Source organism: Acinetobacter sp. RIT698, from assembly GCF_009668065.1.
In the GTDB taxonomy this organism is placed as follows: Bacteria; Pseudomonadota; Gammaproteobacteria; order Pseudomonadales; family Moraxellaceae; genus Acinetobacter; species Acinetobacter guillouiae.
Map to the genome: position 1 here is coordinate 138,252 of NZ_WJYH01000001.1, position 14,917 is coordinate 153,168.

A 14,917-nucleotide genomic window follows, 5' to 3' on the forward strand; every position below is an offset into this window, starting at 1 on the left:
TCGAGTATAGTTTAGCCTACAAAAAGCATATCATGGTTTGGATTGTCAAAGAATTCTAAGACTTTACCGCCACCACGCGTTACACAAGTTAAAGGATCTTCTGCTACAACAACAGGTAAACCTGTTTCTTGAGCAAGCAACTTATCTAGGTTACGCAGTAATGCACCGCCACCTGTCAACACAATACCACGCTCTGCGATATCAGAAGATAACTCAGGTGGAGTTTGCTCAAGTGCCGATTTCACAGCAGAAACAATACTTTGTAATGGATCAGAAATCGCTTGGGTAATTTCATCTGAAGTTACCGTAATAGCACGCGGTACACCTTCAGCAAGGTTACGACCACGAACTTCAATTTCTAAAGTTGTGCCATCAGCAACAGCCATGCCCACTTCTTTTTTGATAGTTTCAGCCGTTGTTTCACCAATTACACAACCATGTGCTTTACGTACATAGTTAATAATTTGTTCATCAAAAACATCACCGCCAATACGTAAAGAATCTGCGTACACACAACCTTGTAAAGAAATGATGGCAATTTCAGTTGTACCACCACCCACATCTACGACCATAGAACCACACGCTTGCTCAACAGGCATACCCGCCCCAATCGCAGCAGCCATAGGCTCTTCAATCAAACGTACATCACGTGCACCTGCGTTAAACACAGCTTCACGAATCGCACGGCGTTCTACCAATGTTGATTTACATGGTACACATACCACTACACGAGGTGCAGGTGGAAATAAACGTTTTTCATGCACTTTACCAATAAATTGATTTAACATGGTTTCAGTAACTTCGAAATCTGCAATAACACCATCTTTCATCGGACGGATTGCAGAAATATTGGCTGGGGTACGACCAAGCATTTGCTTAGCATCTAAACCCACAGCTGCAACAATTTTCTGCGAACCACTGTGACGAATCGCCACAACTGTCGGTTCGTTTAATATAATGCCCCTTCCTGGTGCATAAATAAGTGTATTTGCAGTACCTAAATCAATGGCTAGATCTGGCGAAAACAAGCCAATTAGTCGTTTTAGAATCACGGGTCGTTCTCAGTTTAAACTTTATATGGACGCAAGATGGCAACTTTAACTAAATGTGATGATTTGAACAAGTCAATCGCTTATTATAACGCACGATATTTTGAATTTTTTTAAAACTGATTAGGTGAGACATCATGTCAAGTTCAGATGTTCAGCATTCTGCAGAATTAAATGCACAAACTGTATCGCAAATCGCCAATCTTGCTCGATTGTCGCTGAATGATACGCAATCTGCTGAATATGCTCAAAGTTTAAATAAAATCTTAGGGATGATGGAGACCTTAAAAGCGATCAATACCGATGGTGTTGAGCCACTTAAGAGCCCATTTGATAATCCGCAACCACTTCGTCCAGATGTCGTGACTGAAGCGAACCATCGTGAAGAATATCAAGCCATTGCTCCTGCAACTCAGGATGGTTTGTACCTCGTTCCGAGAGTGATTGAATAATATTTGATCAAATGAACTTATTTTAAAAAATTAATCGTAAAGAATTGTACTCATGACTGATTTACACCGTTTATCGATTCGTGAAATGACAGAAGGCTTAAAATCTGCCCAATTTTCATCTCGTGAATTGACTCAGCATTATTTGGACCGTATTGCGAAAATTGATGATCGTGTCAAATCGTATGTAACGGTCACTCCCGAACAAGCATTGGCTCAAGCTGATGCTGCTGACAACTTACTAAAATCTGGAACTGCTGGCGTATTGACTGGTGTTCCACTGGCGCATAAAGATATTTTCTGTACCCAAGGGATTAAAACCACTGCGGGTTCAAAAATGCTGGACAACTTCATTTCACCTTATGATGCAACTGTGGTGGCGAAAGCCAAAGCAGCTGGCCTAGTGACTTTAGGTAAAGTGAACATGGATGAATTCGCAATGGGTTCAACCTCTGAAAGTTCATTCTACGGCGCGACTAAAAACCCATGGAACTTAGAACATGTTCCTGGTGGCTCTTCTGGTGGTTCTGCGGCTGTTGTTGCGGCTGATCTTGCACCGCTTGCAACAGGTACCGACACAGGTGGTTCAATTCGCCAGCCTGCTTCTTTCTGTGGCTTAACCGGTCTTAAACCGACCTATGGCCGTGTCTCTCGTTTCGGGATGATTGCATTTGCGTCATCACTGGATCAAGGTGGCCCAATGGCACGTTCTGCTGAAGACTGTGCCTTTTTGATGAACACCATTGCTGGACATGACCTCAAAGATTCAACCTCAATCAACAAAGAAGTGGATGACTATGTTGCAAACTTAAATGCAACAGCAGTGAAAGGTTTACGTATTGGTATTCCAAAACAATACTTCAATGTTCAAGGCCTCGATGCAGAAGTTAAGGCACGTGTTGAAGAATCTTTGAAAAAATTGCAAGACATGGGCGCGACATTGGTTGAGATTGACCTCAACATGACTGAAGCCTATGTACCAACTTATTATTTGATCGCGCCTGCGGAAGCGTCTTCTAACTTGTCACGTTATGACGGTGTTCGCTATGGCTACCGTTGTGAAAACCCAACGGATATTTTAGATCTCTATAAACGCTCTCGTTCAGAAGCATTTGGTGCAGAAGTACAACGTCGTATCTTGATTGGTACTTATGCGCTTTCTGCTGGTTATTACGATGCTTATTATGTGAAAGCACAAAAAGTTCGTCGTTTAATCCAACAAGATTTCTTAAAAGCTTTTGAGAATGTCGATGTCATTGCAGCACCATCTGCACCTACGACAGCATACAAAATCGGTGCGAACTTGAGTCCAACCGAAATGTATTTAGGCGATATCTATACACTTGCGGTGAACTTGGCCGGCTTACCAGCCATTAATGCACCTGTTGGTTTTGATACGAATAATCTCCCAGTAGGTTTACAGTTAATTGGTAACTATTGGTCAGAATCACAATTGCTTTCAATTGTGCATCAATATCAACAAAATACAGATTGGCATACTAAACGTGCGGCAATTGCTGAGGAGAATGCATAATGACTGAAGCTCAAAAGTTAGCACCATCCGTGTCAAAGCTGATTGACGGTTGGGAAGTCGTTATTGGTATTGAGATTCACACACAGCTTGCAACTCAGTCTAAAATCTTTTCAGGTTCATCAACTGAATTTGGTCAAGACCCGAATACTCAAGCCAGCCTTGTCGACTTGGCAATGCCGGGTGTACTTCCTGTGCTAAACCAAGAAGTGGTTGATCTTGCAATTCGTTTTGGTTTGGGGATTGATGCCTATATCGACCAAGCCTCTGTGTTTGCGCGTAAGAACTACTTTTACCCAGACTCGCCAAAAGGCTACCAGATCAGCCAGATGGACAATCCTATCGTCGGGCTAGGCCATATCGACATCCAGCTTGAAGATGGCACAGTGAAGCGTATAGGCGTGACTCGTGCGCATTTGGAAGAAGATGCAGGTAAATCGATTCACGATCAATTCGAAGGCATGTCTGGCATCGACTTAAACCGTGCTGGTACACCTTTACTGGAAATCGTGTCTGAACCTGATATGCGTTCAGTTGAAGAAGCCGTTGCTTATATCAAATCGATTCATACATTGGTGCGTTGGTTAGGTATTTCTGACGGTAACATGGCTGAAGGTTCATTCCGTGCTGACTGTAACGTATCGTTACGTCGTCCGGGGCAACCATTTGGTACCCGTTGTGAGTTAAAAAACCTCAACTCATTTCGTTTTATCGAACAAGCCATCAATGTTGAAATTCAACGTCAAATGGACATCTTGGAAGATGGCGGTCGTATTGATCAAGAAACCCGTTTGTTCGATCCGAACAAAATGGAAACACGTTCAATGCGTTCTAAGGAAGAAGCCAATGATTACCGTTACTTCCCTGACCCTGACTTGCTTCCAGTGATCATTGCAAATGAGCAAATTGAAGCTGCACGTGCTGCACTTCCTGAGTTACCTAAAGCACGTCGTGCGCGTTTTATCGCAGACTTTGCAGTGACTGAATATGATGCACATGTACTGACCCTGTCTCGTGAATTGGCTGACTTCTATGAAGCAGTTGTTACTGCTTCTGGCGGCGCGGCTCAAGGTAAAGTTGCTGCAAACTGGGTGATGGGTGAGTTCTCTGGTGCTTTAAATAAAGCCAGCCTTGAACTTCAAGACTCTCCTGTTTCGGCAGAACAACTGGGTGGGATGATCGCACGTATTGTTGACAATACCATTAGCGGTAAGATTGCTAAGCAAGTGTTTGGCTTTATGTGGGAAGAAGGCAAAACTGCAGATGACATCATTGCTGAAAAAGGCTTGAAACAGGAAACTGATACAGGTGCCATTGAAGCCATTATCAAAGAAGTACTTGCTGCCAATGAGAAGATGGTTGAAGAGTATAAATCTGGTAAAGAGAAAGCATTCAACGGTCTAGTCGGTCAAGTAATGAAGGCCTCTCGTGGTAAAGCCAACCCTGCTCAAGTCAATGAATTGATGAAGAAATTGATTGGTTAAGCTGATTTAATTTTAAAAGAAAACCCGCTTTAGAGCGGGTTTTCTTTTAAGGCATTGGTATGTTTAGCTTTTAAAAATTTGGTTATATTCAAATCTATTGTTTTATTTCAAAATTTTTTATATGGAAAAACACCCTCACCCCAGCCCTCTCCCAGAGGGAGAGGGGGCATCATTGCGAATTTTATAATGGTTTAAATTGCATCATGAATAGTCCCTCTAGTTTAAAGAGATAAGATGCGCTGTTTCACAAGGATTAGGGATTAAAATAATTTTTTCAAAATTATCAAAACAAGAATCTCACAACCCCTTAAGCTGAGCGTCACACCCTGCCCATTCATTCACATTATTCAAATATCGAAGTGGTTTTAACTCAACTCTGTCCCCATTTGGCATGATTTCATTAATTTCCAAAGAGCACTTTATACCACCAGAATTATCTAATAACTCATAATTCTTATTTGTCGCAAACTTATAAACAGCATTAACACTGCAACCACGCATTTCTGAACCTGTGTGATAACTCTTATACGCACTCAACGCTAAAAAACGTTCTGAAGGGATCTTAAACTCAGCAAACTGAATGTCTTTAGGAGGAAAAGACATATTTAACAGTTTAGTTTTATAACGAATTTGTCCACCCAAAATATTGATATTTTCAACTTCTGGCGACATCAAAAATTTAGGTTGCATCGAGGTCATACATCCATTTGGATATATCCTTACGCTAAAGTTTTCACCTTGTTGAATACGAAGATGGCTAGTCAAATTTTCAGTTGAATCTTGATATAATTTGTGCCCAACTATTTTTTTCGATTGATTGACAACACCAGCACTACATCCAGCTAAGCTCAATACTAAACACCCAATAACTATATTTTTCATATCTTAAATAAAGCGAATAAAATTAACGTAGATATTAACAAATATAAGATGCTAGGCCATAACTATAGAGCCATCTCTAAATTAAATATTTTAAATTTCATATCTTTAATTTACACTTTTCATTCAACTACAAAATCTTGTTTGTATAACGTATATGGTAAAAGAACTTTAAAACATGAAAAATCAACTTATCTTACTAGTAACCACAATCTTTTTAACTTCTATGAGCTGTGCCAAATCAAAGCCTGATATTCCCTCTAAAGATTCAAATTTAATTTTTAAAGCAGCAGGTTTTGCAAAAACAAAGCATGGTTGGGAAGGAAAATGCGAAACAGGTGAAATTACTGTATATCGGGATTTAAATAAAAATGGGCTAAATGATGCTGTTATTTCAGACTACAGCAGCATGTGCTACGGTAATACAGGCGTGGGATACCACCTTATTGCACAACAGAAAAATGGGAAATGGAAAACTATTTTTGAAAACGCGGGTATACCGACTTTTCTAAAAAGCACAGGCAAAGACGGCTGGCCTGATATTGAAAATGGAGGTCCAGGTTTATGTTTTGCGGTATATCGTTGGGATGGTAAAAGTTATGAGGTAAATCGCTATGAGTATCAGGGTAAAGCCTGCTCATTAAACTAAGCCAACCTTACTTTAAGCCAAAGCATTAAAAAAATATTGATTGGTTAAGCTGATTTTATTTTAAAAAGAAAATCCGTTTTAGAGCGGGTTTTCTTTGTTTAAAGGATTTATATGTTGAGTTTTTAAAATTTGGGATACATTTAAATCTATTATTTTTCTCAAAATTTTTTATCTGGCAAAATACCCTCAGCCGATAAAAGCACTCGGTAAAACAACACTTATTTCAGCAAATTTATAATCCTGAATATTTCTCGTCACGATTTTGCTACAACCAAAACTCAACGCAGAAAAATATTGAATTGCATCTTCAAAATCAGAAAACTTAGACACCAACGCTTGAGAAATCCCAACATGATCAACAGGGATAATCACCAAGAATTTTAAAAGTTGTTGAATAAAAAGACGCGCTTTCTCATCACCTCCCAACTTATGCAAAATATAATAAATATTGGCAACACTGTTCGAAGAAATGCACCCTGTAAAATGCCCTTTCTCACACAACGCTACAACAGTTTGACTTGCCTCAACAAAAGGCTGACGCGCTAAAGCCACATCCAAAATTACATCAGAATCAATAAATATCCGCTCGCTCATTTATGTTTTTCCATACGAGCTTCAGAAAGCAATGCCTTATAATCTTGCCCTTGGTCTTGAATGGCAAACATCCCAGTCAAACTTCTAGTAATAGGCGCTTGAACATCACTCGAAATTTCAGTGTGTGCTGAAATACGATCTAAATAAGCTTCAACCAAACTCGAAACACTCTGCTCATGTTCCTGAGCATAAAGTTTCGCCCGTTCAATCACTTTTTTATTTATAGACAAGGTCAATTTCGCTTGCATAAGATTTCACCTCATACGTATCATTTAATTAATTATACGTATTGGTTAATTTTTAACAATTAAATTTTAACCAAATTAGACAACGATTGATTTCACAATACCTAACTTATTTCTAATATCAGAAAACAAAAATCATCTGTTATTTTTAAACTATCAAAGCGCTCTACGCTCAGGTTCATACTGATGAATAAAGACCGTATATGTATGGGCAGAATGATACTATTCAAGAGCAATCTTATAGTTCATAAAATATATACCCTTAGTTTTTAAAATCTCTCCCAGATATCCAAATAGATTATTTCTTTTCGATGTCATTTTTTGTGAGAAGGTTCCCTCACCCCAACCCTCTCCCAGAGGGAGCTTCATATGATCTTAATCATGCTATTCATCCAATAATGAATGTTCTCCCTCCGTTTACGAGATGAGGAGCGCTACTGATCATTTATTTTTAAACCAATAATCCCATTTCTCACGATCAACGCCAAACTGTCCTTGCCACCATCGTGTTGGATAGTTCACATCATCATTTCTAATCGGTCGGTGCTCTCTTTCTGGATATGTCACATATTTATCTGTATAGCCAAAATGCTTGTCATCATGCAAAATACCAATCACCCCAAAAATCTCTAAAAGCCCCAAACGCTCATCGTCATTGGACTTGAGTGCTTTAGAAATACTCTTTTTAAGTTGAGCTATTCTGTCATTGGGTTGAGCTGTTTCTATTATCGTTTTGAGTTCATTGAGAATATTGTAATCTTCATCGCTTGGTTCAACGACAGGAAATTTAAGAAATTGTTCCAAATCAAATAAAATAGAAATCAAATTATCTGTACAGCTTCCATGTTTGTATTTAAAGAAATTGAGTGTATTAAACTCAATGAGTCTTTCAAACTCATATGTATATAGCCCACAAACTGCACATATATTTGAGTTTGGTTCTGGACTGGAAACAAAGTCATGTTCAATCAAACTTTTACCAATACAGTAACTTGATAAAAAAGATCGATACTCCAATCGTCTTGTACTTAGACTGTAAATAAATGCATCCACCACAGATTGCTTTTCAATTTGATTAACTGCTGTTTTTATTCTTCGACAGATTTCATTGTGACTTATTTTTTCTTGCTCAAACATAACGGAATGGCTTTTTGCATATTCAAACTCATCTTCAGTAATGAATTGCATGTATGTATCCCAATAAAACCAACGCTCTAAATTTTGATCCTGCGAGCTTTTAATGGTTTTAAGTAAAATTGTGACTGCTTTCTTGTCCATGTTTATTTATCTATTCACTTAAAGTTTTTAACTCAACATCTTACATATATCATGATAACGATTTATCCCACTCTACGTTCAGGTTCATTTTGATGAATAAATACTGTATATGTATCGGCAGGATGAACCACCTGAGCATGATGTAAAGCATGCGCGATATTGCCTCTATGGTATGTCCCATGATTGATGATATGAAAGAGGATCTCTTCTATTGAAAGACTGCCTGTTTTTTTATCTATAAATTGAAAATGAATAATTTCTACAAGTTGATCCGATTGAATATTTTGTACAAATTCAATAAACCATAAATGTGATTCAGCAATTCGTTGTTTAATTTCATCTATGGCGGGTAAAAATTCAGTATTGGTTTGGCTGTGCAACGCTTTTTTGTTTTCTAGCCGAGATCTAAATAACTCTTCGACAATGATCATATGATTGAATTGTTGCTTGGCAAAATTATAATCTTCTAAATATTGCACTTGATCAATTTGATCTATGGCTTTAAATAAACGCTGATCTGACCATTGTTTATATAAAAAGAGTTTTTCAAAATTCATTAAATTGACCTAAGCTTTCTTTGAATCAAATCATCAAGATAACATGCAATCACTGAAAAAACCTGATCTTTTAAATACCCTCAATCACCAATTTTTTACAGACCAAAACTCAATTTAATTTTAACAATGTCACTTTAAACAAGCTTTCTTGATGCATTCACTCCACTCCCCAAACCCTTTCAATAGTAAGAGGAGCTTCTTTGAGATTTCTATAATGACTTCAATTGAATCATGAATATTTCGTCTCCTTTGAACAGATAAGAAGTCTTGCTCCGTAAAGGTAAAGTGATTTATGGACGAATCACACCCAACTTATTCCAAATATCAGGGGTTAAAAAAGTCATCACCAATTTATTTAAGTCGACATATCGCAATACACCCTGTAACTGTTTTTTCACTTCAGGGTTTTTAATAATATCTTCACCTGTCGTACGGCCTAGCTCTTGGAAACTGTCACCTACTGCTTGCACACCTTCAGCTGCAATCACTGCTTTGGTCTGTGCGGAACACTGCTCTACAATTACCCGTTGTAAAACCTGAGCAAACTTTTGATCGAGTTGTGTTCTTTGCGCATCACTTACATTACTCAATGCTTTTAGATCGGGGTGTGTAGATAGTGCAGCAAAGGTCCACTGCAATACTGTAGTTTTATCTGTTGCTGTAGTTGCTTTTACCAAGCAATCGCTAAGTTGATCGACGGTCGGCCCTGCGACAGCAAATTGTGCTGTTCCCATTAATGCCGTCGCCATTAACACAGAACGACCCATATGGGAAAATTTAGAATGCATTGAGGAGAAAATTTGGCGTGACATAAACAAAGTCCAATTCGAAATTAAATCCTTTGTATCACAAGCGCTACCTATTCGCCTGTTATGACTCTGTAACTTGAATTACTTCTCATTACAACAAGATAAAATCAAATACTGGATAAATGGAAAAACTGAACTTTCCATAATCATCCGATAGAGGCAGATGACAATCCTCACCTAAAAGAGTGAAATCATCGCGCCTTAACATAATTAAAAATACAGTTTAGAATAGGTCCAAACTTTATATTCAAAATTAAAAACAACGTTCAATGACAATTCTACAAATTACGCTTTCTTGCTTAGGTATTTTATTCTGTATTTGGCTCTATGCGCTTATTTTCTACGAAAACGTACTTCGCCTTAACCTGACAAAACTACAAAAATGGTGGCAGTCGAATAAACGCAATCCTTTCATGGCAATATTCAATTTCATTTGTAGAAATATCATAGCTTTAATTCAATGGGTCGCCTATATTCTTAAAAAAATATGGAATTTTCTCAAAGAATTTATTGCAGAAATAATTGGTCAACTAATTATTCGATCTATTCTCAATATAATTAAAGCAATATTTCACTTAATTGCTCGAATTTTTGACTAGATAAATTTGCTATAAAATAGTGGCTCATTTGCTGTGCTAAACTCGATTCAATATTTATGTTGTATTTAAAAATAGAAAGCATCTCAAATTTCAAAAATAAAATACTTTCTTAATCCATCATCTAGCTCAAACTGATTAAAGATCTAAAAGACCAATATCTCAGATCTCAATCGATAATCTATATTCAAAAACCTACATTTGTTGGATTTTTTGACATAAAAAACAATCCTCATGGTCATTAGTTCATCAATAGCACATACGTTTTAATAAGATATGCCATAACTGTTTATAGGGAAATATATATGAAAATGGTTCAAACTCTTACAATAACTACTTTATTCGCACTTTCGATGCCTGCTTTTGCAAAGCAAGTTGTATGTGTTTTTGATCCGGTTGGTAAAGCAGGTGATGCATATGCCCTAGCTAAAGATTATGCACTTGAAGCAAAAAATTGGGGTGCGGATATAGATTTAAGAGCTGTTACTGACGAAAGGCTCGCCGCAGAAGACTTAAAAGTGGGTAAATGTGATGGTGCAATTATCAGTGGTTTACGTGGTCGCCAATTTAATAAATATATTGGCTCCTTAGATGCGATCGGTGCATTAACGGATATGAAAACAGCCATTTCAGCCTATAAATTATTGTCTTTACCTCGAGCAGCGGAAAAGATGATCAATGGCCCTTATGAAATTGCAGGATTAGGTACAATTGGCCCAGCATATCTATTTGTAAATGACAAAAATATCAACACATTAGCAAAAGCTGCTGGTAAAAAAATTGGGGTGTTCCGTTATGACGAAGCGCAACCAAAATTGGTTCAACAAGTGGGCGCACAAGCTGTTTCTGTTGATGTCACCAGTGCAGGCGCTAAATTTAACAATCATGAAATTGATATCCTTCCTGCACCTGTTGTTGCATTTAAACCTTTTGAGCTCTATAAGGGCCTAGGAGAAAAAGGCGGCATCGTAAAATTCCCACTGACTCAAATTTCGGCCAATTTTATTATTCGCAAAGACAAATTCCCTCAAGGGTTTGGACAAAAATCTCGAACTTGGGTCGCAAGTCAATTAGGCAGAACATTTAACATTGTAGCCAAATATGAAAAAGAAATTCCTGCAAAATATTGGATGAATATTCCTGCCAATGAACAACTGAACTATATCAAAATGATGCGTGAATCTCGTATTGCACTGACTAAATCAGGTATTTATGATCCACAAATGATGAATTTCCTCAAAAAAGTTCGTTGTAAAGAGAATCCGAGTAGTTTTGAATGTTCATTGAATGATGAATAACGCTTTTAATTTATTTGGGTGTTTCACTTCGTTGAGGTAAAACCCCCTATTCCCTCACTTAATCTGTTTTAACATATGTTTGGCAACTGCATGATTTTGATTACCCGCCAAATTCTGCAAAATTCGTTTGGCTCGATCTTGCGGATTAGAAAAGCGCTGACTGTAACTTGGCACATTGGTCAAACATCTTGCCACCAATACACCTGATTCAGCATAGACATTAATTCCACTTGTTCCATGCAAGCGCCCATAATTATAAGCACGTTCAGCATTGTTACAGGCATTGATCTGATTTTGCCCACGCCCTAACTCTTTGCGCGCAGAAATATATAATTGCATCTGTTGTGACTGCGGTGTCTTTATTGTTTTTTCAGGCTGAGGCTTTTCTTTCATTTCCTCTGTAACTGCGGCGACTAGCTTTCTTTCTTCCACGACTTTAACAGGGGCGGTTTTTGCTACGCTGTTAACAGTAGCATTTTTTGAATTGTTCGTTTTTATATCAGTGCTTTTTGCATCACTGCTTTTTGAATAACTATTTTTAGATTTCTTTTCTTGGGCAACTGCCGCCATATTGCTTTTGTTATTATAAAATTTATTAAGCTCATCCAAAGATAAAACCTTGGTTTGTAAATTTACAACTCTGGTTCCTGTTTGATCGAGTTTATGTTCAGATAAAGGTTCGATGGATACATACCATTGCTGACCATTACTTTCAGTACATTGGTATGCACCGATCCCCTGTTTAACACTGCTATAAGTATTTAATAATTTTTTTGCCCAAATATCCTTAACAGAACTCATTGTGCTTTTTTGCACTTGAGAAAAATGACCACCTTTGGCACTACAATAACGGCTTAAGTAACTTTTCGGTGTTAAAGACTGCACCTGCTGATCGCTTTGTTTTGATCCCCAATCATAAACATATTCTTTAGATGCACTATTGTTTTCATTAATATTGTGCTTATCAATGAGTTCTTGAGCAGAAGCATATTGTTTAAAAGCGTCTGATGTTGATGTATTCATGGTTGTACAACCCTGCAATACAAAACCTACCCCACCCAACAATAAGAATGTTTTTAAATTCACCTGACATTTCTCAATTATATTTATGCATAAAAATATCTTAAAATGCTCAAAACAACAAACTTATTACATTGAATTTATTGACTATTTATCGAAATAAAGTGATAAGAAAATCACAAAAAAAATGATTAGAGATAATCAATTAAGTTAAAACTTAAAAAGCTCTATCTAGACATCTATTCCACTACCATTTATTTATACAACATGTGAAAAAAATATAAAAAAGCCTGCCAAGTCTTGATACAGCTTGGCAGGCTTTTAGCTCAGATAATTACCAAATGGTCACGCGTTTATTGGCAGGTAAATACATTTTATCGCCCTGCTGGATATGAAAAGCATCATAAAATGGTGCTTGATTTAGCAAGGTGGCATTGCCACGAACTTTATCAGGTGAATGCGGATCTCTTTTTAAGAATTCAACTTGCATTGCATCAGTAATTTTAGAACGCCATGCTTGTGCCCAACCAATATAAAAGCGTTGTTCACCTGTTAAATTATCCAACACTGGTGCAGCCTTGCCATTTAAAGACAGTTGATAAGCTTTATAAGCAATTGCCAATCCAGAATTATCAGCAATATTTTCACCTAAAGTTAACTCACCATTGACATGATAACCTTTGATTGGCTCATAAGCGTTATATTGAGCAACCAATGTATTGGTTTTTTCTTTAAATTTTCGATGGTCTTCTGCCGTCCACCAATTTTTCATATTGCCCAATTCATCAAACTGACTGCCTTGGTCATCAAAGCCATGACTGATCTCATGTCCGATAATTGCACCAATCGCACCATAGTTCACCGCATCATCGGCATCCATATCAAAGAATGGAGGTTGTAAAATTGCTGCTGGAAAGACAATTTCATTTAATGAAGCATTGTAATACGCATTGATGGTTTGCGGTGTCATGCCCCATTCATCACGATCAACAGGCTTGCCCAATTTATTCAAGGCATATTGATGTTCAAATTCACGTGAACGGATCACATTACCAATCAAGTCATTATTTTTGATTTCTAAAGCTGAATAATCACGCCATTTGTTTGGATAGCCAATTTTCACCGCAAAACTTGCTAACTTTTTCTGCGCCTGAACTTTCGTGGTTGGGCTCATCCAATCCAGTTTGTCTATGCTTTGAGAATAAGCTTTCATTAAGTTTTGCACCAAGACTTCCATGCGTTGTTTTTTCTCAGCAGAAAAATACTTTTTCACATAAATTTGGCCCAAACTTTCACCTAAAGTTCCCTCAACCAATTGCACACCACGCTTCCAACGTGGTTTCTGCTCCTTAATTTCTCTGAGCTGTTTGCTATAAAAATCAAAGCTATTGTCTACGAAAGCTTGACTAAGCAATGATGAAAAATCACTAACTAAATGAAATTTAAAATAAGCTTTCCAAACCTCTAGTGAGGTATTGTCAACAATTGGGCTTAACCCTTTGAAGTAACTTGGTTGAATGACTTGTATGGTTTTAATCTTATCGGACAACTCTTGTTTTTCTAGATAAGTTTGCCAATCAATTTTTGGACTAAGTTTAGCTAAGTCTTGCGTTTTATAAATATTATAGAGTTTTGTTACATCACGGTTTTGAACATTACTCCATTGTATCTTGGCGATTTGCGTTTCTAATTTTAAAATCCCTTGCGCATGCTGGGCGGCTTGCTTGTCTCCAGCTAGGGTTAAAGTTTTTTCAATATACTTTAGATATTGCGAACGGATTTTCTTAAATTTGGCATCATTTTTTAAATAATAATCACGATCAGGTAACCCTAAACCACTTTGCCCAAGCATTGCCACCATTTCAGTTGAGTTTTTCATGTCTTGGTCAATACCCACATCAAAAGGGCTGGTTACACCAATACGTGAAAAATGTGCGGCCAATTGCGCAATATCTTTTTTGCTTTTCAATGCATCAACATTGGTAATTTCCGCTTGAATCGGCTGAATACCCAATGCTTCAATACTTTTTTCATCCATAAAATTGGCATATAGACTTGCCACTTTTTGCTCTGAACTTCCTTCCACCAATTGCTGTTTTGAAAGCTCATCGACAATATCATGCAATTGTTTTAATGATTCTTCATGCAAAATATCAAAAGTTCCCCAACGTGATTTATCTGCAGGAATTTCGGTATTTTTCAACCATCCTCCATTTACATGTTGATAAAAATCATCATTTCCTTTTACATTTTGATCAAAATATTGATGATCAATCCCCGATTTTTTTTGATCTTTCACAATAGCTGAAGTGGTTTGAGTGATTTGCCCTGTTGTTTCAGCCCATACTGGTGCAGATGACAACATGATTGCAGATGCTAAAACACTTTTTACAAATCCAAGTTTCAAAGCGATATCCTCAATTCTATTTCTAAGGTTTGATTTTAAAACAATAATAGTAATCTTGAGCTCAGGCTTTAT

The 14,917-nt window shown here is 37.3% G+C and carries 14 protein-coding genes; 5 read left to right on the forward strand and 9 right to left on the reverse strand.

What is annotated here, in order from left to right; all coding sequences use genetic code 11:
• Nucleotides 1-11: 11 nt before the first annotated feature.
• The gene (locus tag GJV03_RS00655) at nucleotides 12-1,052 is read right to left on the reverse strand and encodes a rod shape-determining protein (RefSeq protein ID WP_004717418.1); all 1,041 of its coding nucleotides are present in this window, start codon (nucleotides 1,050-1,052) and stop codon (nucleotides 12-14) included.
• Nucleotides 1,053-1,186: 134 nt separating this feature from the next.
• Between GJV03_RS00655 and gatC the strand changes: the two genes are divergently transcribed.
• Genes gatC through gatB form a run of 3 tightly spaced genes read left to right on the forward strand, consistent with a single transcriptional unit; the run spans nucleotide 1,187 to nucleotide 4,513 of the window.
• Nucleotides 1,187-1,501: an Asp-tRNA(Asn)/Glu-tRNA(Gln) amidotransferase subunit GatC gene (gene gatC / locus GJV03_RS00660; protein WP_004717422.1), complete on the forward strand. Its 315-nt coding sequence runs from the start codon at nucleotides 1,187-1,189 to the stop codon at nucleotides 1,499-1,501.
• Nucleotides 1,502-1,553: 52 nt separating this feature from the next.
• Nucleotides 1,554-3,032, forward strand: coding sequence for an Asp-tRNA(Asn)/Glu-tRNA(Gln) amidotransferase subunit GatA (gene gatA, locus GJV03_RS00665; protein WP_004717425.1), 1,479 nt, complete (start codon nucleotides 1,554-1,556; stop codon nucleotides 3,030-3,032).
• Nucleotides 3,032-4,513, forward strand: a complete 1,482-nt coding sequence (gatB, locus tag GJV03_RS00670) for an Asp-tRNA(Asn)/Glu-tRNA(Gln) amidotransferase subunit GatB (protein ID WP_004717427.1) — start codon at nucleotides 3,032-3,034, stop codon at nucleotides 4,511-4,513. Before gatA ends, gatB begins: the two co-directional genes overlap by 1 nt.
• A gap of 297 nt (nucleotides 4,514-4,810) precedes the next feature.
• On the opposite strand, the gene GJV03_RS00675 is transcribed toward gatB, so the two are convergent.
• The gene (locus tag GJV03_RS00675) at nucleotides 4,811-5,365 is read right to left on the reverse strand and encodes a hypothetical protein (protein ID WP_354666817.1); all 555 of its coding nucleotides are present in this window, start codon (nucleotides 5,363-5,365) and stop codon (nucleotides 4,811-4,813) included.
• A gap of 205 nt (nucleotides 5,366-5,570) precedes the next feature.
• Here GJV03_RS00675 and GJV03_RS00680 point away from each other — a divergent pair, with 205 nt between their 5' ends.
• Nucleotides 5,571-6,041 (forward strand): hypothetical protein, encoded by a 471-nt coding sequence (locus tag GJV03_RS00680; protein ID WP_154129229.1) that lies wholly within the window; start codon nucleotides 5,571-5,573, stop codon nucleotides 6,039-6,041.
• Nucleotides 6,042-6,227: 186 nt separating this feature from the next.
• Here GJV03_RS00680 and GJV03_RS00685 read toward each other — a convergent pair whose 3' ends face one another.
• The 5 genes from GJV03_RS00685 to GJV03_RS00705 form a co-directional block, all read right to left on the reverse strand.
• Nucleotides 6,228-6,635, reverse strand: coding sequence for a PIN domain-containing protein (locus GJV03_RS00685; RefSeq protein ID WP_154129230.1), 408 nt, complete (start codon nucleotides 6,633-6,635; stop codon nucleotides 6,228-6,230).
• The gene (locus GJV03_RS00690; RefSeq protein WP_151956350.1) at nucleotides 6,632-6,883 is read right to left on the reverse strand and encodes a DUF6364 family protein; all 252 of its coding nucleotides are present in this window, start codon (nucleotides 6,881-6,883) and stop codon (nucleotides 6,632-6,634) included. The genes GJV03_RS00685 and GJV03_RS00690 overlap by 4 nt, the downstream gene beginning before the upstream one ends.
• A gap of 438 nt (nucleotides 6,884-7,321) precedes the next feature.
• Complete coding sequence (locus tag GJV03_RS00695; RefSeq protein ID WP_154129231.1) at nucleotides 7,322-8,158, reverse strand: hypothetical protein; 837 nt, start codon at nucleotides 8,156-8,158, stop codon at nucleotides 7,322-7,324.
• A 62-nt stretch (nucleotides 8,159-8,220) separates the two neighbouring features.
• On the reverse strand, nucleotides 8,221-8,715 hold the full coding sequence (locus GJV03_RS00700) for a DinB family protein (protein WP_154129232.1): 495 nt from the start codon (nucleotides 8,713-8,715) through the stop codon (nucleotides 8,221-8,223).
• A 290-nt stretch (nucleotides 8,716-9,005) separates the two neighbouring features.
• Nucleotides 9,006-9,527: a hypothetical protein gene (locus GJV03_RS00705; RefSeq protein ID WP_154129233.1), complete on the reverse strand. Its 522-nt coding sequence runs from the start codon at nucleotides 9,525-9,527 to the stop codon at nucleotides 9,006-9,008.
• Nucleotides 9,528-10,425: 898 nt separating this feature from the next.
• On the opposite strand from GJV03_RS00705, the gene GJV03_RS00710 reads away from it, so the two are divergent.
• Nucleotides 10,426-11,418: a putative solute-binding protein gene (locus GJV03_RS00710; protein ID WP_154129234.1), complete on the forward strand. Its 993-nt coding sequence runs from the start codon at nucleotides 10,426-10,428 to the stop codon at nucleotides 11,416-11,418.
• A 54-nt stretch (nucleotides 11,419-11,472) separates the two neighbouring features.
• On the opposite strand, the gene GJV03_RS00715 is transcribed toward GJV03_RS00710, so the two are convergent.
• Nucleotides 11,473-12,504, reverse strand: a complete 1,032-nt coding sequence (locus GJV03_RS00715; protein WP_151956353.1) for a hypothetical protein — start codon at nucleotides 12,502-12,504, stop codon at nucleotides 11,473-11,475.
• Nucleotides 12,505-12,772: 268 nt separating this feature from the next.
• Nucleotides 12,773-14,845 (reverse strand): M13 family metallopeptidase, encoded by a 2,073-nt coding sequence (locus tag GJV03_RS00720; protein ID WP_105713554.1) that lies wholly within the window; start codon nucleotides 14,843-14,845, stop codon nucleotides 12,773-12,775.
• Nucleotides 14,846-14,917: the final 72 nt, after the last annotated feature.